Consider the following 19901-nt stretch of genomic DNA (forward strand, 5'->3'; position numbering starts at 1 on the left):
TACCAGCCTGGCAAACATGGGTCGCACCCACTGCATATATATAGGTGCGATCAACCACTTCACCATCTATACGCACACCACCGGAGCCGAGAAGATCGCGCGCTACTGCCGAGTTCTTCACCAGGCCTGCCTTATTAAGGACAGCGGCAATTGGCATATCTTCAGTCGCAGTCAGTTCGATCTCTGGCAGATCATCTGGCAGCTCGCCATCCTTCATGCGATTGCCCGCACCACGATGAGCATTCGCCGCGGCCTCTTCACCATGGAAGCGCGCAACGATTTCTTCAGCCAGCTTGATCTTGATATCCCGCGGATTGGCGCCTGCCTCGACGTCAGCCTTGAAGACTTCGATTTCATCCATCGAGCGGAAGCTGAGCAATTCGAAGTAGCGCCACATCAGCACATCCGGGATCGAAACCAGTTTGCCGTACATGACACCCGGCGCTTCCTGGATCCCGACGTAGTTACCCAGGGACTTGGACATCTTCTTCACGCCATCCAGACCTTCAAGCAACGGCATGGTGAGAATGCACTGCGCCTCTTGTCCGTAAGCGCGCTGCAACTCACGCCCCATCAACAGGTTGAACTTCTGATCGGTACCGCCCAGCTCGACGTCGGCACGTAGCGCTACCGAGTCATAGCCCTGAACCAGCGGATAGAGAAACTCGTGGATGGCAATCGGTTGATTGGTCGAGTAGCGATTGTTGAAATCGTCGCGCTCGAGCATCCGCGCTACGGTGTACTGCGAAGTGAGGCGAATGAAGTCCGCCGGCCCCATCTGATCCATCCAGGTGGAGTTGAACGCCACCTCGGTCCTGGCCGGATCGAGAATCTTGAATACCTGGGTCTTGTAGGTCTCGGCATTCTCGAGAACCTGCTCACGAGTCAGCGGAGGACGCGTCGCGCTCTTGCCGCTCGGATCACCGATCATGCCGGTGAAGTCACCGATCAGGAAGATCACCTGATGCCCCAGATCCTGGAACTGGCGCAGCTTATTAATAAGCACGGTATGCCCCAGGTGCAAATCCGGCGCCGTCGGATCGAAACCAGCTTTAATACGTAGCGGCTGGCCACGTTTGAGCTTCTCGATCAGCTCGGACTCGACCAACACCTCTTCCGCACCACGTTTGATCAGCGCTAGCTGCTCTTCAACCGACTTCATAACAGACCCGCAAGGCTCAGATTCAAAGGGAGCCAACCATACAAGATCACGGACTAATTACAAGTTTTGCCCGGCGTACGGAGGCCATTCCACGAACTGGACGTTCGCGGGCTTGCTTCACAGACGATTTGGTTATATTTTATACAGTTATTTCATCTTCATCATGTCATTCATCTTTTCCAATTCATTTTTCTCAAAGTCAAAACTACCTATGACCTCCAAACCGCCTAAAGCGCCACCGCTTTATCCGAAGACCCACCTGCTCGCCGCAAGTGGTATCGCCGCCTTACTCAGCCTGGCGCTCCTGGTATTTCCTTCCAGTGACGTAGAAGCCAAAAGAACGACTTTGAATCTCGACCTGGAAACCCCGATCGAGCAACTGACACAAGTTCAAGACGCCGCAGAAGCGGAGCAAGCCACAAATGAAGTGGTTGCCCCCCCGTTTGCGCAAATTGAAGACAGCCCTGAAGAAACCCCGCAAACCGCTCTAGCGCAGCCCGCTCCAGTGGTCGCACCAGCGGTCGCGGAAGAGAAAAAAGGCCCCGAACATCGGGAAGTTATTGTTGCCAAAGGCGACACGCTTTCCACGCTGTTCGAGAAAGTCGGCCTGCCCGCGACTTCCGTGCATGAAATCCTCGCCAGCGACAAACAAGCCAAGCAGTTCACTCAGCTCAAGCGCGGTCAGAAACTCGAGTTCGAACTGGACGCTGATGGCCAGTTGAGGAACCTGCATAGCAAGGTCAACGACCTCGAAAGCATCACCCTGACCAAAGGCTCCAATGGCTTTGCGTTCAACCGCCTCACCTCCAAGCCGACGGTGCGCTCGGCCTATGTTCACGGCGTAATCAACAGCTCGCTCTCGCAGTCCGCAGCTCGTGCCGGTCTGTCTCATAGACTGACCATGGACATGGCCAGCGTGTTTGGCTATGACGTCGACTTCGCCCAGGATATTCGTCCGGGTGACCAGTTCGATGTGATCTACGAACAGAAGGTCGTCAACGGCAAGACCGTCGGCACCGGCCCTATCCTTTCCGCCCGGTTCGTCAACCGCGGCAAGACTTATACCGCCGTGCGTTACACCAACAAGCAAGGTACCAGCAGCTACTACACCGCTGAAGGCAACAGCATGCGCAAAGCCTTTATCCGCACACCGGTAGACTTCGCCCGTATCAGCTCGCGCTTCTCCATGGGCCGCAAGCACCCGATCCTGAACAAGATCCGCGCCCACAAAGGCGTCGATTACGCCGCACCACGCGGTACACCGATCAAGGCGGCCGGTGATGGCAAAGTCCTGCTGGCCGGGCGCCGCGGCGGTTACGGCAACACTGTGATCATCCAGCACGGCAATACCTACCGTACGCTCTACGGCCACATGCAAGGCTTCGCCAAAGGCGTCAAGACCGGCGGCAGCGTCAAGCAGGGCCAGGTTATCGGCTACATCGGCACCACCGGCCTTTCCACGGGCCCACACTTGCACTACGAGTTCCAGGTCAATGGTGTGCACGTCGACCCGCTGGGTCAGAAGGTGGCCATGGCCGATCCGATATCCAAAGCAGAGCGCGCGCGCTTCCAGCAACAGAGCCAGCCACTGATGGCGCGGATGGATCAGGAAAAAGCCACCACGCTGGCTTCGAGCAAGCGCTAGGCCATGGCGCTCTATATAGGTGTGATGTCCGGGACCAGCCTTGATGGCCTGGATATCGCGCTGATCGAGCAAACACCGGCGATCAAGCTGATCGCCACGCATTACATCCCCATGCCTGAAACCCTGCGCGCCGAACTGCTTGGCTTGTGCGCCAGCGGCCCCGACGAGATTGCCCGCTCGGCCATCGCCCAACAGAACTGGGTGCAACTGGCCGCTCAGGGCATCCGCGCCCTCCTCGACAAACACCATCTCAAACCTGAAGCGATTCGGGCGATCGGCAGCCACGGGCAAACCATCCGCCATGAGCCTTCAAGGGGTTTCACTGTGCAGATTGGCAACCCGGCGTTGCTGACCGAACTGACCGGAATCACCGTCGTCGGCGATTTTCGCAGCCGTGACGTGGCCGCCGGCGGCCAGGGCGCGCCACTGGTTCCAGCCTTCCACGAGGCGCTGTTTGATCAGCGTGCAGGCCATCGAGCCGTGTTGAATGTTGGCGGGTTCAGCAATCTCAGCCTGATTGAGACTGGCAAACCTGTCGCTGGCTTTGACTGCGGCCCCGGGAACGTTTTGCTGGATGCGTGGATTCAACTGCAACGCGGCGACAACTTTGATCGCGACGGCCAATGGGCTGCCAGTGGCAAGGTGGAACCTGCGCTGCTGAAGGCCTTGCTCAGTGATCCATTTTTCCTGACCAAGGGCCCGAAGAGCACTGGCCGTGAAGTGTTCAACCTGCAATGGCTACAGCGCCATCTGGCGGGCCTCCCAACACTGGCCGCTGAAAATGTACAGGCGACTCTGCTTGAACTGACCGCCTTGACCATCGTCGAATCATTGCGGGCCGCGCAAGACGAAACGCAAGAGTTGCTGGTTTGCGGCGGTGGCGCCCACAACGCTGCGCTAATGAGCCGTCTCGCTGCCCTGTTGCCCAATACCACTGTCAGCAGCACCGCCGCTTATGGCGTCGATCCGGACTGGGTCGAGGCCATGGCCTTCGCCTGGCTGGCGCATTGCTGCCTGGAAGGCATTGCCGGCAATCGTCCGAGCGTCACCGGCGCTCGCGGCTTGCGAGTGCTGGGCGCCATCTACCCGGCCTGATGGACAGACAGCAAAACGCCGCATGGCTCTATGGGAGCCATGCGGCGTTAAGTGAAACCGGTACTGTGCTGTTCGATCAGATCGAGAACGAAGAACCGCAACCACAGGTCGTGGTGGCATTCGGGTTCTTGATCACGAAACGAGAGCCTTCCAGACCTTCCTGATAATCCACCTCGGCACCCGCCAGGTACTGGAAGCTCATCGGATCGACGACCAGACTGACGCCTTCGCGCTCGACGATGGTGTCGTCATCGGCCACATCTTCATCGAAGGTGAAGCCGTACTGAAAACCTGAACAACCGCCGCCCGTAACGAATACGCGCAACTTCAAGCGATCATTCCCCTCTTCATCGACCAGGCTCTTCACCTTGTGCGCGGCACCGTGAGTGAATTGCAAAGCCATGGGGGTGAAGGATTCGACGCTCATGCTGACTATCTCCCGGCGTTACGCCGCCATAATGCGTGATGACGCGCATTATCCGCTTCTCCCAGAAAATCGGTCAACTATTGTTACGGTATATCAATCAACCTGGTTGCCAGTACAGAATGCAAAAAGGCCCGTTCACGGGCCTTTTTGCCGAGTGGGATACAGCCTTACGGCAGCATGCCGGCGTGGGACAAGCCCAGACGCTCATCCAGGCCGAACAGGATATTCAGATTCTGCACCGCCTGACCTGACGCGCCTTTGACCAGATTGTCGATCACTGACAACACCACCACCAGATCACCATCTTGTGGACGGTGCACGGCGATACGGCAGACGTTGGCACCACGCACGCTACGCGTTTCCGGGTGGCTGCCGGCAGGCATGACGTCGACGAACGGTTCGTTGGCATAGCGCTTTTCAAACAGCGCTTGCAGATCCACCGAGCGGTCCACGACCGTTGCATAAAGCGTCGAATGAATACCACGAATCATCGGGGTCAGGTGCGGGACGAAGGTCAGGCCGACATCTTTACCCGCGGCGCGACGCAGTCCCTGGCGGATCTCAGGCAGGTGACGATGCCCTTTGACCGCATAGGCCTTCATGCTTTCGGAGGTTTCGGCGTACAACGACCCCACGCTGGCACCACGACCGGCACCGCTGACACCGGATTTGCAGTCAGCGATCAAGCGGGAGGTATCTGCAAGACCTGCCTCAAGCAATGGCAGGAAACCCAATTGCGTAGCGGTCGGGTAGCAACCTGGCACAGCGATCAGGCGAGCCTGCTTGATCTGTTCGCGATTGACTTCCGGCAAGCCGTAGACCGCTTCTTCCAGCAACTCTGGCGCACCGTGCGGCTGACCGTACCACTTGGCCCATTCATCGGCGTCCTGCAAACGGAAGTCTGCCGAAAGGTCGATTACCTTGGTCCCCGCAGCCAGCAACTCGCCCGCCAGGGCATGGGCAACGCCGTGGGGCGTGGCGAAAAACACCACGTCGCAGGCAGCCAGGGTTTTGATGTCCGGTACGCTGAACGCCAGGCCATCGTAGTGGCCTCGCAGGTTCGGGTACATGTCGGCAACGGCCAGACCTGCCTCGGATCGTGAAGTGATGACCACCACTTCAGCCTGCGGATGCTGTGCCAACAGACGCAGCAGTTCGACACCGGTGTAACCCGTGCCGCCGACGATACCGACCTTGACCATATACCTGCCCTCAACGAACCCACTGGAAAGCCATCGATAATAGGGGCCGCAACGCTCTGCGACAACCGCCAAGGTGACGTGCGGACGCTCATGTGTCCTGTCTCGGGCATACGTTCAAGGTTTGGCAAGTGGATTTTGTTGTCAGACACGGCGCCGCGACGAGCCATAGCCCGCTATGGGGAGGAGCGGCAACGCAGTATGGCGACAAAAGACACTGCCAAAATTGAACAGCTATGTCCGAGACAGGACACTTTCTCTACTATTCGGGCTACCGTGAACCTGGGAATAACCAAAAATGCTTTATCTGTGGCTCAAAGCCTTTCACATCGTCAGTCTGGTCTGCTGGTTTGCCGGCCTGTTTTACCTGCCGCGTCTGTTCGTTTATCACGCGCAAAGCGAGGACAGTATCAGCAAGGAACGCTTCAGCATCATGGAGCGCAAGCTGTACCGGGGCATCATGCTCCCGGCGATGATCGCGACCCTGGTCTTCGGCATCTGGCTGATCGCCCTCAACCCGAGCATCTTCAGCCAAGGCGCCTGGATCCACGCCAAACTCACCCTGGTGGTGCTCCTCATCGGCTACCACCACATGTGCGGAGCACAGGTAAAACGTTTTGCCCGTGGCGAAAACACCCGCAGCCATGTCTTTTATCGCTGGTTCAATGAAGTGCCAGTTCTGATATTGCTGGCTATTGTAATTCTGGTCGTTGTACGACCGTTCTAAATCCTGCCAGTCGCAACTATTCGGGGTACTTCCAATGTCGCTGCCCGCTCTGCTTGAACAACGTTTGCGTCTGCCGGTGGTGGCAGCGCCAATGTTCCTGATTTCCAATCCCCAGTTGGTCCTGGCGTGTTGCCGTAACGGTGTGGTGGGGAGCTTTCCCGCTCTCAACCAGCGTGAAAGCAGCGGTTTCAAGGCCTGGCTGGAGGAAATCGAAGCAGGGCTGGCCGAACTGGAGAATCCTGCGCCCTATGCGGTGAACCTGATCGTCCACCACAGCAACCCGCGCCTGGAAGCGGACCTGGCGATCTGTATCGAACACAAGGTGCCGATCGTCATCACCAGCCTCGGCGCGGTGAAGGAGCTCGTCGATGCGGTACATAGCTATGGCGGACTGGTATTTCACGACGTCACCACCCGGCGCCACGCTGAAAAAGCCGCTGAAGCCGGGGTCGACGGGCTGATTGCGGTTGCCGCCGGCGCCGGCGGGCATGCCGGCACCTGGAGCCCGTTCTCGCTGATTGCCGAAATCCGCCAGTTCTTCGACAAGACCCTGTTACTGGCCGGTTGCCTGAACCATGGCCACGAAATTCTTGCCGCACAACTGCTCGGCGCGGATCTGGCGTACTTCGGGACACGGTTTATCGGCACCAGCGAAAGCCATGCACCCGAGGCCTACAAAGAGATGCTGCTGAACTCCAAGGCCGCCGACATCATTCATACCCCCGCCGTGTCTGGCGTCCCCGCAAGCTTCATGCGCCAGAGCCTGGTCAATGCCGGTTTCGACCTGGATGCGCTGCAGGGCAAGGGCGAAGTCAACTTCGGCTCGAAACTCAAACCCCTCAAAGACGAAGCCAAAGCCTGGAAAACCGTATGGTCGGCAGGCCAGGGCGTGGGTGAAATCGATGATCTGCCGAGTGTCGATCAATTGGTAGCACGGCTGGACGCCGAATACCGCAGTGCGCAAGCGCTGGCTGCGCAATTGCCGAAGCGCTGGCCGCGCTGACGACCTCGGGTGTTTTTGGCCAGACGCTCACGACTGGCCTTAAACTCCATCCCTACCTATTGCAACTGACAAGGATGCCCCTGAATGAGCGAAAACCGTTTCAAGATCGTATTCGACGGGGCCCTGCTACCCGGCGTCGAGATCACCACGGCAAAGCTCAACCTCGCCGAGCTGTTCAAAAGCGATGTGACGGCCATTGAGCGGCTGTTCAGCGGAAAACCCGTCGCCTTGAAGCACGGCTTGTCCCACGCGGATGCACAAACTTACCTTGATGCACTGTCGAAGACCGGTATCGACGCTCGAATCGAAGCCGAGCAGCCTATCGAGCCCAGTATCGCCGAGGTTCGTCTGCCCTCTATCGCCAGTGCATCGTCTTCCAGTGATTCCGAATCGCCCTACAGCCCTCCCCGCGCGGCAGTCGGTGAACCCCTTCCAGTGTTTTCCGAGCTGAAAGTATTCAGTGTCCAAGGACGCATCGGACGCCTGAGGTTTCTGGCCTGGACATTAGTGTCGCTAATGGCCGCAACCGCTGTCGCAGCAGCCATTACCCTGAGTTTGTTCTCTGGCGAGCACTTCATGCTGGGGGGCCTGCTGGGTAGCGTTGCGCTACTAGCCTACCTCTATGTGAATATCACCATTACCGTCCAGCGCCTCCACGACCTTGGCTGGTCAGGCTGGTTATGGTTCCTCAATCTGGTGCCACTGGTGGGGAGCGTATTCCCGATTCTGATAACGGTCATGCCGGGCAATGCCGGCGCCAACCGCTATGGCGCACCGCCGCCACCAAACAGCACCGCAGTCAAAATCCTGTGCTCTCTGTGGCTGGTGTTGCTTGCCGTGCTGATCATCGGCGCACTCGCCGGCGGCCTCAGCACCCTCACACAGGAGTACCAGAGCAGCTCCATGAGCGCCTATGAAAGCGTCGAACCCGCGACAGAAGCAGCCGAACCCGCTCAGCCACCTGTAGACTCTGCGCAAGAATGAAAAGCGCTGCGCGCCTGTGAGACGTCCGTCCCAGACGCGCAGCCGTTGCGATGGAGAACTGCATGACCCGTTACGCTCTGATCACTGGCGCTTCCAGCGGCATTGGCCTGGCCCTGGCCGAAGCACTGGCAAGGCGCGGCCGCAGCTTGATTCTGGTGGCGCGCCAACGTGATCAGTTGGAAAGCATTGCAATCGAACTGACCCAGCGCTTTGGCGTGGAGGTGTTGTTCCGCGCCTGCGACCTTGGCGAACCGCTGCGTCTCTCCGGTTTTCTGCTGGAGCTTGAGGAAGGTGACCGGCAGATTGACCTGCTGGTCAATTGCGCCGGCATGGGCACCTGCGGCCCGTTTCTGGCCCAGGACTGGATGACCGAACAAGACCTGATCGAAGTGAATATTCTGGCCCTGACCCGCCTGTGCCATGCCGTCGGCAACAGCATGGCCTTGCAGGGCGGCGGGCAGATCCTGAATGTCGCCTCAGTCGCGGCCTTCCATCCTGGCCCCTGGATGAGCACTTACTACGCCAGCAAAGCCTATGTCCTGCACTTCTCCGAAGGCTTGCGCGAAGAATTGAAAAAATGCGCGGTCAAGGTCTCGGTATTGTGCCCGGGACCGACGCGCACGGCGTTCTTTCGCACCGCCCAGCTCGACGCCAGCAAGCTGGAACACAGCAATCTGCTGATGAGCCCCGAAGAAGTCGCGCTCTACACCGTGCGCGCGATGGAGAAGAACCGCGCAATCATCATTCCTGGCCGTCGCAACCGCTGGCGCGCCTTCATTCCGCGTCTTGGCTCGCGCTGGCTGACCCGAAAAATCGCCGGTGCAATCAACAAGACTTATTGCCCGCGTTAACTCGCAACCGAGCAAAGGGCTGGGCGCAGGCAAGTCGTCTGAGTACACTCAGTCCGGACCAACACAATGGAGAAACAGCTGTGGATACTCTGTTCACCAAGATCATCAACAGAGAAATACCCGCGAAGATCATCTACGAGGATGACCAGGTACTGGCCTTCCACGATATTGCGCCACAGGCACCGGTGCATTTTCTGGTGATCCCGAAGAAACCCGTCCGCACCCTCAACGACCTTACCGAAGACGATAAGGCGCTGGCCGGACATATGCTGTTCACCGCCCAGCGCCTGGCCACAGAGCTTGGCTGTGAAAAAGGCTTTCGCGTGGTCATGAACTGCAATGAACTGGGTGGGCAGACCGTCTATCACATCCATATGCATGTACTCGGCCAGCGTCAGATGCACTGGCCTCCGGGCTGATTGCTCTAGTACAGACCTTCGCAGCACACCCTTCGCAGCCTTCAAGGTGGAGGGTGCGCTGATCCAGCGCAGGCTTCGCCTCATCGATTGGGGTAAACTGGCCGCCGAGATTCTTCCCGGAGGTATGCATGACTACCCAACGTCACTACTCGCCGATCGACCGTCTGCTGTTGCAAGCCGATACCGCGATGCGCACCCTGCTGCCCTTCAGCGGCCAGCCTTATCGCCCGTCGCCGGCTATCGTAAAGCCGGACGCGCAGATGAGCGACGAGGACACCCGGCACGTTGCCGGTCTGATGCGCATCAACCATACCGGTGAAGTCTGTGCCCAGGCGCTGTACCAGGGCCAGGCCCTGACCGCCAAGCTGCCGCAAGTACGCGCCGCCATGGAGCATGCCGCCGAAGAAGAGATCGATCACCTGGTCTGGTGCGAACAGCGCATCCGCCAGTTGGGCAGCCATACCAGCCTGTTGAACCCGTTGTTCTACGGCATGTCGTTCGGCATTGGCGCGGTTGCCGGGCTGATCAGCGACAAAGTCAGCCTGGGCTTCGTGGCCGCGACCGAACATCAGGTCTGCAAGCATTTGAATGAACACCTTGAGCAATTGCCGGCCGAAGACGAAAAGTCCCGGGCGATTCTCGAGCAGATGCGCGTCGATGAAGAGCAGCACGCCGAAAGCGCGCTGGATGCCGGTGGCTTCCGGTTCCCCGCGCCGGTCAAGTTCGGCATGAGTCTGATGGCCAAGGTCATGACCAAGAGTACCTATCGGATCTGAAAAGTCACCCTACAGAAAAGTAAAAAGGGCGCTATCAAGCGCCCTTTCTTTTTGCCTGCAGATTTTATCTTGTCATGTTGCGAGCGTAGAAGATCTCCAGCATTTCGTGCTTCACCCGCTCAGTGACCTGAGCGCGCTGTTCTGCCGACAAATTGCTGGTTGCGTCACCGAACAGGTAGTTATCCAGTTCGAAGTTCTTGAGCAGCATCTTGGTGTGGAACAGGTTTTCCTGGTACACGTTCACGTCGGTCATCTGGTAACCGTCGCGGGTGTCCTCGGAGAGGTAGTTCTGGATCGAGTTGATCTCATGGTCGATGAAGTGCTTCTTGCCTTCAACATCCCGCGTGAAACCGCGCACGCGGTAATCCACGGTGACGATATCCGAGTCGAACTGGTGAATCAGGTAGTTGAGCGCTTTAAGCGGTGAAATGACCCCGCACGTCGACACATCGATATCCACACGGAACGTCGCGATACCGTCCACCGGATGGATCTCCGGATAGGTATGTACGGTGATGTGGCTTTTGTCGAGATGAGCCAGGATGGTCTCGGGCAGTGGACCCGGGGATTCTTCGATCTGGCTGTCGGTAGGCGTCACCGGCTGCTCGGAAATCAGAATGGTCACGCTGGCGCCTTGCGGATCGTAATCCTGACGGGCGATGTTCAGGATGTTGGCACCAATGATATCGACCACATCTGTGAGAATCTGCGTCAGGCGTTCGGCGTCGTACTCTTGGTTGATGTACTCGACGTAAGCCTGTTGGTCCTGCGGAGTTTCCGCGTAGCAGATGTCATAGATGTTGAAGCTCAAGGTCTTTGTCAGGTTATTGAACCCGTGGAGCTTGAGTTTGCTTTTCACCGTTAGAAACTCTCTGTGAATGCGGCCCGGCCGCGTGATCAAGCATGCCCGTCAGATGCGAACGACGCACCTGCGTAGGACGGTAAACACCTCTTCGCGATGGCGATTTTGGTTATCTGTTCGGAGCCGTGACCTGCCTTGAAAGCAATCACTGCCCTGAAAAAAAGTGGCGCATCATGCAGACCTGGGTCGATGGTCGCCAGAGTCTGCACTGCATTTATGATAGTTGAATGTCGATTCAACCGAGCTCGACGATTTCGTAGTCGTGGGTAATCACCACGCCAGCCGCTCCGAGCATGATCGACGCCGAGCAATACTTCTCCGCGGACAGTTCGATAGCACGTTTGACCTGAGCTTCTTTCAGCGCCCGGCCCTTGACCACAAAATGCATATGGATTTTGGTAAAGACCTTCGGATCTTCAGTAGCACGCTCGGCTTCGAGAAAGGCCTCACAGCTTTCCACTGCCTGACGAGACTTCTTCAGGATGCTGACCACATCGAAATTACTGCAACCGCCCACACCGAGCAGGAGCATTTCCATGGGCCGCACACCCAGGTTGCGGCCACCGCTTTCTGGCGGGCCATCCATTACCACTACGTGACCGCTGCCGGATTCACCGAGGAACATGGCTTCGCCAGCCCATTGGATGCGTGCCTTCATCGCCAAGACTCCACTGCTAAAAAAAGGGTCGCCAGCTTAGCACAAGCCCCTGAAAGGACAGCGTTTTGCCAGCCGATGAGGGGCTGCCATGCCTGATAGATAAATTCTCAAATCTCTACAGAATGTGTCTGTTAAGCTGGCGCCAAATCACTGGCGCATGGCCAGCTGTTTACAGCGCCCTCGCCCTATAAAAAATCCAGACGACACCACACTGCACAGTCTTTTCGGGATACAACCATGGTTGCTATTACCCCCATACCCAAGATCAAGAACCTCGACAAGCTGTTGATGCACTGTCAGCGTCGACGCTACCAGGTCAAGAGCAACATTATCTGTGCCGGCGATCGTTCGGATACGCTGTTTTTCATCATCAAAGGCTCAGTCACGATTCTGATCGAGGACGACGATGGCCGGGAAATGATCATCGCCTACCTCAACTCCGGCGATTTCTTCGGCGAGCTGGGCTTGTTTGAACAAGCCGGCCACGAACAACAGCGCAGTGCCTGGGTGCGGGCCAAGATCGAATGTGACGTGGCGGAAATCAGTTACAGCAAGTTCCGCGAACTGTCCCGGCAAGACCCGGACATTCTCTACGCACTCAGCGGCCAGATCGCCCAGCGCCTGCGCGACACCACGCGCAAGGTTGGCGACCTGGCGTTTTTCGACGTCACCGGCCGGGTAGCCCGTTGCCTGCTGGAGCTGTGCAAGCAACCGGATGCCATGACCCACCCGGACGGTATGCAGATCAAGGTGACGCGCCAGGAGATCGGCCGGATCGTCGGCTGTTCTCGAGAAATGGTCGGACGCGTGCTCAAGGATCTGGAAGAACGCAACCTGGTGAACGTCAAAGGCAAAACCATGGTGGTGTTCGGCACCCGCTAGGGAGCCATCACCTCTGCAAGCATCTGCCGATACAAACTGTCCAAACGCTCGAGGGCATCTGCAGCAGCATATTTTTCATGTAAGGCGATGTGGCTCTCGGCACGTACCCGCTGCTCCAGACCACAGACCTGATTGAAGCGATTGACCGCCGCGACCATCGACTCACGCTCGTCATCCAGCAACAGCGCGCCATGCACCAGCCCCACCGGGCGCTGGCCACCCTTGCTCTGGCGCCAGCGCTGGGCGGTGCCAACCATTTTTCGACCATCAAGGTTGACGTTGAAGCGACCGTCGCAGAACGCGCCCTCTATCTCTCCCAACGAAGCATTGCCGCCGAGCTCGGTGAGCAGCTCGCAAATCGGGTCGCACAAACGCCGATACGCGGTCTCGATCCGCCCTTGGTCGCCTTCACTGCGTGGTGGCGCATAGACCAGCGCAATATTGATGGTCGCCGCAGACTGTGGCACCGGCTCACCGCCCGTTTCACGCAACAGGACTGGCCAACCGCTGGCGGCCGACGCCTGGCTGGCGGCTTCGAAACCTGGCAAGCGACTTAAACGCCTGGGCATGACCAGCGCTCGATCACTCGGCTGCCAGAACAACAGGCCGAACTCTTGTTCTCCAGCGCAAACGGCGGCCAGCAAGTCCTGCTCGGCGCGCAGGCCCGCTTCGACGGTCAAGGCAATGGGTTGAGTCATGGCAGTACGAATCCTTTTGCGATGGCTATAAAAAAGCCGGCATCGCCGGCTTCTTCATTAAATCAGGTTCAATCGAGAGTGGAGCCGCTCACCGGCACACCGCGCTCAGGGAAGAATAACCGTTGCAGCTCCGCGCCCGGGCTCTCGGCGCGCATGAACGCCTCGCCGACCAGGAATGAATACACGTCGCTGATTTCCATCAACTCGACATCGGCTCGATTGAGAATGCCACTCTCGGTGATCACCAGGCGATCACGAGGGATGCGCGGCAACAGGTCGAGCGTGGTTTCCAGATTGACCTCGAAGGTGTGCAGATTGCGGTTGTTAACGCCCACCAGTGGCGTGTCGAGGGTTTTCAAGGCCCGCTCCAGTTCGTCACCGTCGTGCACTTCAACCAGCACATCAAGTCCAACGCTTTTCGCCACGGCAGCCAGCTCGGCCATTTTCACGTCATCCAGCGCGGCGACGATCAACAGCACGCAATCGGCACCCAGCGCCCGGGCTTCAATGATCTGATAAGGATCGACCATGAAATCCTTGCGGATCACCGGCAGCTTGCACGCCGCGCGCGCCTGTTGCAGGTAAGCATCGGCGCCCTGGAAGTAATCGACATCGGTCAGCACCGACAGGCAGGTCGCTCCACCTTTCTCATAGCTCCTGGCGATGTCCGCCGGAACGAAGTTCTCACGGATTACGCCTTTGCTTGGCGAGGCTTTTTTAATCTCGGCAATCACCGCCGGCTGCTTGAGCCTGGCCTGCTTGATCAGTGCCTCGGCGAAACCCCGCGGCGCATCGGCCAATGCCGCCAGACGCTGCAACTCCGCCAGGCTCACCCGGGCGCTACGCTCGGCGACTTCCTCAGCCTTGCGCGCAAGAATTTTTTCCAGAACCGTCGGCACACTCATCCCTCATTCTCCACCTTGAATACCGCGGTAAACGCGCCCAACTCTTCGAGTTTCTCCCGAGCCAGGCCGGTGTGCAGCGCATCGTGAGCCAGGGCCACGCCTTCTTTGAGACTGCTTGCAAGATCAGCGGCATACAGCGCCGCGCCAGCATTGAGCACGATCATTTCCGCCGCCTTCTGGCCGTACTCGGTTTTACGGCGCCCCAGGGCATCGCGAATCAACTCCAGGGATGCCGCCGGGCTTTCGACCACCAGGCCGAACAGGCTCTGACTCTTTATTCCAAGGTCTTCAGGCTGGACCCAGTACTCGGTTATTGCATCATCTTTGAGCTCTGCAACGAAGGTCGGAGCCGCGAGACTGAATTCGTCCAGACCATCCTGGGAATGCACCACCAGCACATGCTTGCTGCCCAAACGTTGCAGGACCTCGGCCAATGGACGGCACAACGCCTGAGTGAACACGCCCACCACCTGATGCTTCACACCGGCGGGATTTGTCAGCGGGCCAAGCATATTGAACAGCGTACGCAGGCCCAGCTCGCGGCGCGGCCCGGCGGCGTACTTCATCGCACTGTGATGGGACTGAGCGAACATGAAGCCAATGCCGACGTTATCAATGCAACGGGCGACCTGAATCGGCGTCAGATTCAGATAAATGCCGGCAGCCTCCAGCAAATCGGCACTGCCGCTTTTACCGGAAACCGCACGGTTGCCATGCTTGGCGACGGTGCAACCGGCCGCGGCGACCACAAACGAGGCCGCTGTCGACACGTTGAAAATATTTGCACCGTCACCGCCGGTACCCACCACGTCGACTACACCGTGGAGGGTTTTCAGTTCGACTTTATCCGCCAGCTCACGCATGACCGAGACCGCGCCGACGATTTCGTCGATGCTTTCGCTTTTCATGCGCATGGCCATCATAAAGGCACCGATCTGCGCGTCGGTGCATTGCCCGGTCATGATTTCGCGCATGACATCGCGCATCTCATCAGTACTCAGGTCCAGGTGGCCGACGATACGGCTCAGGGCAGTCTTGATATCCATGAAAAGTCCTTAGCGCGTGCCGCCGCTCTGCTTGAGGAAATTGGCGAACAGCTCGTGGCCCTGCTCGGTGAGGATCGACTCGGGGTGAAACTGCACACCCTCGATGTTCAGCGTTTTGTGACGAAGGCCCATGATCTCGTCAATGGAGCCATCTTCAAGTTGTGTCCAGGCGGTCAATTCCAGACATTCGGGCAAGGTTTCGCGCTTGACGATCAGCGAGTGATACCGCGTGACCGTCAATGGATGGTTCAAGCCTGCGAACACACCCTTGTCCGCGTGGAATACCGGGCTAGTCTTACCGTGCATGACTTGACGGGCGCGTACCACGTCGCCGCCAAATGCCTGGCCGATAGATTGATGACCGAGGCATACACCAAGAATAGGTAACTTGCCGGCAAAGTGCTTGATGACTTCCAGGGAAACACCGGCTTCAGTCGGGGTGCACGGGCCAGGGGAAACGACGATGCGCTCAGGCTTGAGGGCTTCGATTTCGGCAATGGTCAGTTCATCGTTGCGCACGACCTTCACGTCCGAGCCCAGCTCGCCGAGGTACTGCACAACGTTGTAAGTAAAAGAGTCGTAGTTATCGATCATCAGCAACATGGTTACAACCTCTTGAATTCACTGATTTTTAATACGGCCTTCAGATGATTTACCCGCAGTGTCTTCCGCTCTGTCAGTTGCTGGACTTGAGCCAGCACACGCGGTGTTTCACAGGGGTAGAGAAGGCAAATCGGTACAGGTCCGGGCGGGCCGGCAGAGAAATGTCAGGCGCGCCAACGCCAACGGGCGTGGGCCTTGACTACTCGCATCAAGAGTTTGCTGACGATCAACACGGGGAAGGTCTCATTTATAGATCCCGGCACAGTAACTTAGCTGAGCAGAGGGTGCAATATGGCGCCGCCCTTGCAGGACCAAAGAACTGATGAGGCCATTAGCCATAGCTAAAGCTTAAAAGATTTTGGTACTGTCGTTTCGTTCTATACAACAATAACTAAACGGACTTGCCCATGATCAAACAGACGTTGTTTGTACCGCTTGCAGGCGCTCTTCTCTCCCTGGCCTGTGCCCAGGCGATAGCCGCCCCCTCCCCTTACTCAAACTTTGTGGTGTTTGGCGACAGCCTGAACGACGCTGGACAGTTCACTGATCCGGGCGGCCCCACCGGTGCAACGCAACGTTTTACCAACCGTACCGGTCCGCTCTATCTGGACGGCAGCGGTGAAATCCGCTCCGCCAACTCGACCCAATTGCTGGGCGCAAAACTCGGGTTTTCGCCTGACCAGGTGGCCGCCTCGACCTCGGCAGCCCGTGCCAGCCAAGGCCTGCCGGATGGTAACAACTGGGCGGTGGGCGGCTACCGTACCGATGAGATCCTCGACTCGATTACCACCGAATCCGACACCGGCGAACGCAGTCGTCCGGGTTATCTGGTGGCGAACAACTTCCGCGCCGATCCCAAGGCGCTGTATTACCTTTCCGGCGGCGGCAATGACTTTCTGCAAGGGCGGATTCTCAACGTCGACCAGGCCAACGCGGCCGCCGACCGACTGGTCGATAGCGTCCAGGTTCTGCAGCAGGCCGGGGCCAAATATATCGTAGTCTGGTTGCTTCCCGACCTGGGCCTGACACCGGCCCTCAATGGCGGTCCAGCGCAGGTAATCGGCACCCGGCTCAGCGAAGCGTTCAACCAGCAACTGGTCACGCAACTGGCTCAGGTCAAGGCCGAGGTCATCCCGCTTAACATTCCATTGCTGTTGAAGGACACCTTTGCCGACCCCGCCCGATTCGGCCTGGGCGCGGACCAGAACCTCACCGCCACCTGCTTCAGCGGCAACGGTTGCATCGAAAACGCCACCTATGGGATCAACAGCGCCAACCCTGATCCGACCAAGCTGATCTATAACGACTCGGTTCACCCCACCGAGGCCGGCCAGCGACTGATCGCCGACTACGCCTACTCTCTGCTGGCTGCGCCATGGGAAATAACCCTGCTGCCAGAAATGGCTCAAGGCACCTTGCGCGCCCATCAGGATGAGCTGCGCAGCCAATGGCTGAGCGACTGGGAAAACTGGCAAGGTGTCGGCCAATGGCGGGCAATTGTTGCGGGCGGCGGTCAACACCTGGATATCGACGATCAAAACAGTGCCGCCAGTGCCGATGGTACTGGCTATAACCTGACGGTCGGCGGCAGCTACCGGCTCACCGATGCATGGCGCCTGGGCGTCGCGACGGGTTTCTACCGCCAGGACCTTGAAGCAGGAGACCGCGATTCCGACTACAAACTCAACAGTTATCTGGGCAGCGTTTTCGCCCAGTACCAACAGAATCGCTGGTGGGCTGACGCGGCGCTGACCGGCGGCCATCTGGACTTCGACAACCTCAAACGCAAGTTCGCCCTGGGTGTCAGTGAAGGCGCCGAGAAAGGCGATACCGATGGTGATCTCTGGGCCTTCAGCACCCGCTTGGGTTATGACATCGCGCAACCAGGCAGCGAATGGCATTTGTCGCCTTTTATCAGCGCCGATTACGCGCGGGTTGAAGTCGACGGTTATTCCGAGAAAGGCGCACGTGCAACTTCGCTGACCTATGACGATCAGACGCGCACCTCCAAGCGTCTCGGCGCGGGTTTGCAGGGCAAATACCAGATCACCCGGCAAACTCAGGTGTTCGGCGAATACGCTCACGAACGCGAGTATGAAGACGATGTCCAGCACTTGAACATCGCGCTTAACAGCCTGCCCAATAACGATTTCACCCTGGAGGGCTACACCCCACAGAGCCATCTGAACCGCGTGAGCCTGGGAGTTAGTCATAAGCTGACCGCCGACCTGGCGTTACGCGGCGGTTATAGCTTTCGCAAGGACGATGACTTTACCCAACAGGGCGTGAGCCTTGGGGTCAGCCTGGATTTCTAGGTCTGGCGATCCAAAAGATCAAAAGATCGCAGCCTGCGGCAGCTCCTACATTTACGGTTGTGACAAAAAAAACGCTGCCTCTTTATGGGGGCAGCGTTTTTTTATTGGGCTAACGTCATGGCGTTTGTTCGGCGAGGGCCACGGCGCGGAACATCGCGCGGCGCTTGTTCAGTGTCTCTTCCCATTCCAGGGCTGGCACTGAGTCCGCGACGATACCGCCACCGGCCTGTACATGCAGCTCACCGTTCTTGATCACTGCCGTACGAATCGCAATCGCGGTATCCATGTTCCCGTTCCAGGCGAAATAGCCCACGGCGCCACCATAGACGCCACGTTTGACCGGCTCCAGCTCATCGATGATTTCCATCGCGCGAATTTTCGGCGCGCCGGACAAGGTGCCCGCTGGCAGAATCGCCCGCAGTGCGTCCATGGCCGTCAGGCCGGCTTTCAGTTGGCCGGTGACGTTGGAGACGATGTGCATCACGTTGGAATAGCGCTCGATGACCATTTTCTCGGTGAGTTTCACCGAACCGACCTCCGACACCCGACCGGTATCGTTGCGACCCAGGTCAATCAGCATCAAGTGCTCGGCGATTTCCTTGGCATCGGACAGCAGGTCTTCTTCCAGCGCCAGATCAGCCTCCTCGTTGGCCCCACGCGGGCGGGTGCCGGCGATTGGCCGCACGGTAATCAGATTGTCTTCGACCCGCACCAGTACTTCCGGCGAACTGCCGACGACATGGAAGTCGCCGAAGTTGAAGAAATACATATACGGCGTCGGGTTGAAACAGCGCAGCGCACGGTACAGATCGATGGGTGCGGCCTTGAAATCGATCGACATCCGTTGCGACGGCACCACCTGCATGCAGTCACCGGCGAGGATGTATTCCTTGATGGTGTCCACCGCCCGCTCGTAGTCGTCCTGGGTGAAACTCGAACGAAACACCGGATCAGCGGCCTGTTGCTTGCTGAAGTCCAGACCGCGACGCGGGGTGATCGGCTGACGGAGTTTTTCCAACAACGCTTCCAGTTGCGCCTGGCCATTCTCGTAGGCGTTTTCCTGAGAAGGATCTGCCAGGACAATCGCGTGCATCTTGCCGGCGAGGTTGTCGAACACCACCACCGCATCGGAAACCATCAGCAGAATGTCCGGCACGCCCAGCGGATCCGGGTTCGGGCATTTGCCCAGACGCTTCTCCACATAACGCACACAGTCATAGCCGAAGTAACCCACCAGCCCACCGTTGAAGCGTGGCAAGCCGGCAATGGTCGGTACGTTGTAGCGTGCCTTGAATGCTTCGACGAACGCCAGCGGGTCTTCGACCTGGTGGCTTTCGATCTCCACACCCTCCTGGGTCACACTGACCTGATGATCATGAACACGTAACACGGTGCGGCACGGCAGGCCGATGATCGAATAACGGCCCCACTTTTCACCGCCCTGCACCGATTCCAGCAGGTAGGAGTTCGGCTGGTCGGCCAGCTTCAGGTAGATCGACAACGGCGTGTCGAAGTCAGCCAGGGTTTCGCAGGCAAGCGGAATGCGGTTGTAGCCGGCAGCGGCCAAACGCAGGAATTCTTCGCGGATCATGAGTAGCCTCGTGGCTTGAGGGTCTAACGGTCAGTTGTGCAAACGCGCCGGAT

The 19901-nt window shown here is 58.3% G+C and carries 20 protein-coding genes (1 of these 20 only partly in view); 10 read left to right on the forward strand and 10 right to left on the reverse strand.

All coding sequences use genetic code 11. The features are described from left to right. Positions 1-1162 carry the 5' portion of a tyrosine--tRNA ligase gene (gene tyrS / locus AC3IUA_RS27875; protein WP_489357982.1) on the reverse strand. 38 nt of this gene lie to the left of the window's left edge, so the window shows 1162 of its 1200 coding nt (coding positions 1-1162); it begins with the start codon at positions 1160-1162; the stop codon falls past the left edge of the window. Positions 1163-1373: 211 nt separating this feature from the next. Between tyrS and AC3IUA_RS27880 the strand changes: the two genes are divergently transcribed. Next, entirely contained in the window at positions 1374-2807 is a 1434-nt protein-coding gene (locus tag AC3IUA_RS27880; RefSeq protein WP_489357983.1) for a peptidoglycan DD-metalloendopeptidase family protein, read from the forward strand. A 3-nt stretch (positions 2808-2810) separates the two neighbouring features. Continuing rightward, the gene (locus AC3IUA_RS27885) at positions 2811-3902 is read left to right on the forward strand and encodes an anhydro-N-acetylmuramic acid kinase (RefSeq protein ID WP_489357984.1); all 1092 of its coding nucleotides are present in this window, start codon (positions 2811-2813) and stop codon (positions 3900-3902) included. A gap of 76 nt (positions 3903-3978) precedes the next feature. On the opposite strand, the gene erpA is transcribed toward AC3IUA_RS27885, so the two are convergent. Both erpA and argC read right to left on the reverse strand, forming a co-directional pair. Continuing rightward, complete coding sequence (erpA, locus tag AC3IUA_RS27890) at positions 3979-4329, reverse strand: iron-sulfur cluster insertion protein ErpA (RefSeq protein WP_489357985.1); 351 nt, start codon at positions 4327-4329, stop codon at positions 3979-3981. A gap of 167 nt (positions 4330-4496) precedes the next feature. After that, positions 4497-5531 carry an N-acetyl-gamma-glutamyl-phosphate reductase gene (gene argC, locus AC3IUA_RS27895; RefSeq protein WP_489357986.1) on the reverse strand — a complete coding sequence of 345 codons (1035 nt, stop codon included), beginning with the start codon at positions 5529-5531 and terminating at the stop codon, positions 4497-4499. Between the two features lie 295 nt (positions 5532-5826). Between argC and hemJ the strand changes: the two genes are divergently transcribed. The 6 genes from hemJ (at position 5827) to coq7 (ending at position 10288) form a co-directional block, all read left to right on the forward strand. Further along, positions 5827-6255, forward strand: a complete 429-nt coding sequence (gene hemJ / locus AC3IUA_RS27900; RefSeq protein ID WP_489357987.1) for a protoporphyrinogen oxidase HemJ — start codon at positions 5827-5829, stop codon at positions 6253-6255. A gap of 34 nt (positions 6256-6289) precedes the next feature. Beyond that, positions 6290-7258 carry an NAD(P)H-dependent flavin oxidoreductase gene (locus AC3IUA_RS27905; RefSeq protein WP_489357988.1) on the forward strand — a complete coding sequence of 323 codons (969 nt, stop codon included), beginning with the start codon at positions 6290-6292 and terminating at the stop codon, positions 7256-7258. A gap of 84 nt (positions 7259-7342) precedes the next feature. Further along, positions 7343-8242, forward strand: coding sequence for a DUF805 domain-containing protein (locus AC3IUA_RS27910; protein WP_489357989.1), 900 nt, complete (start codon positions 7343-7345; stop codon positions 8240-8242). Between the two features lie 62 nt (positions 8243-8304). Next, the gene (locus AC3IUA_RS27915; RefSeq protein ID WP_489357990.1) at positions 8305-9093 is read left to right on the forward strand and encodes an SDR family NAD(P)-dependent oxidoreductase; all 789 of its coding nucleotides are present in this window, start codon (positions 8305-8307) and stop codon (positions 9091-9093) included. Between the two features lie 80 nt (positions 9094-9173). Further along, entirely contained in the window at positions 9174-9512 is a 339-nt protein-coding gene (locus tag AC3IUA_RS27920; RefSeq protein WP_489357991.1) for a histidine triad nucleotide-binding protein, read from the forward strand. Between the two features lie 128 nt (positions 9513-9640). Beyond that, a complete protein-coding gene (gene coq7 / locus AC3IUA_RS27925) occupies positions 9641-10288 on the forward strand; it encodes a 2-polyprenyl-3-methyl-6-methoxy-1,4-benzoquinone monooxygenase (RefSeq protein ID WP_489357992.1) in 648 nt (215 codons plus the stop codon). 64 nt (positions 10289-10352) lie between these two features. On the opposite strand, the gene speD is transcribed toward coq7, so the two are convergent. Continuing rightward, a complete protein-coding gene (speD, locus tag AC3IUA_RS27930; RefSeq protein ID WP_489357993.1) occupies positions 10353-11147 on the reverse strand; it encodes an adenosylmethionine decarboxylase in 795 nt (264 codons plus the stop codon). 238 nt (positions 11148-11385) lie between these two features. Next, the gene (locus AC3IUA_RS27935) at positions 11386-11808 is read right to left on the reverse strand and encodes an OsmC family protein (protein ID WP_489357994.1); all 423 of its coding nucleotides are present in this window, start codon (positions 11806-11808) and stop codon (positions 11386-11388) included. A 237-nt stretch (positions 11809-12045) separates the two neighbouring features. Here AC3IUA_RS27935 and crp point away from each other — a divergent pair, with 237 nt between their 5' ends. After that, complete coding sequence (gene crp, locus AC3IUA_RS27940) at positions 12046-12690, forward strand: cAMP-activated global transcriptional regulator CRP (protein ID WP_489357995.1); 645 nt, start codon at positions 12046-12048, stop codon at positions 12688-12690. Here crp and AC3IUA_RS27945 read toward each other — a convergent pair. The 4 genes from AC3IUA_RS27945 to AC3IUA_RS27960 form a co-directional block, all read right to left on the reverse strand. Further along, positions 12687-13388 carry a lipoate--protein ligase family protein gene (locus AC3IUA_RS27945; protein ID WP_489357996.1) on the reverse strand — a complete coding sequence of 234 codons (702 nt, stop codon included), beginning with the start codon at positions 13386-13388 and terminating at the stop codon, positions 12687-12689. The two genes, crp and AC3IUA_RS27945, sit on opposite strands and share 4 nt — an antisense overlap. A 68-nt stretch (positions 13389-13456) precedes the next feature. Next, on the reverse strand, positions 13457-14293 hold the full coding sequence (gene trpC, locus AC3IUA_RS27950; protein ID WP_489357997.1) for an indole-3-glycerol phosphate synthase TrpC: 837 nt from the start codon (positions 14291-14293) through the stop codon (positions 13457-13459). Further along, positions 14290-15339, reverse strand: coding sequence for an anthranilate phosphoribosyltransferase (gene trpD / locus AC3IUA_RS27955; protein ID WP_489357998.1), 1050 nt, complete (start codon positions 15337-15339; stop codon positions 14290-14292). Before trpD ends, trpC begins: the two co-directional genes overlap by 4 nt. A 9-nt stretch (positions 15340-15348) precedes the next feature. Beyond that, positions 15349-15942 (reverse strand): aminodeoxychorismate/anthranilate synthase component II, encoded by a 594-nt coding sequence (locus AC3IUA_RS27960; protein WP_489357999.1) that lies wholly within the window; start codon positions 15940-15942, stop codon positions 15349-15351. Between the two features lie 407 nt (positions 15943-16349). On the opposite strand from AC3IUA_RS27960, the gene estP reads away from it, so the two are divergent. Continuing rightward, positions 16350-18257, forward strand: coding sequence for an esterase EstP (estP, locus tag AC3IUA_RS27965; RefSeq protein ID WP_489358001.1), 1908 nt, complete (start codon positions 16350-16352; stop codon positions 18255-18257). Positions 18258-18372: 115 nt separating this feature from the next. Here estP and trpE read toward each other — a convergent pair whose 3' ends face one another. Then, positions 18373-19848 (reverse strand): anthranilate synthase component I, encoded by a 1476-nt coding sequence (gene trpE / locus AC3IUA_RS27970; RefSeq protein WP_489358002.1) that lies wholly within the window; start codon positions 19846-19848, stop codon positions 18373-18375. Positions 19849-19901 lie beyond the last annotated feature (53 nt).

It is taken from the genome of Pseudomonas sp. KH_050 (assembly GCF_057838875.1).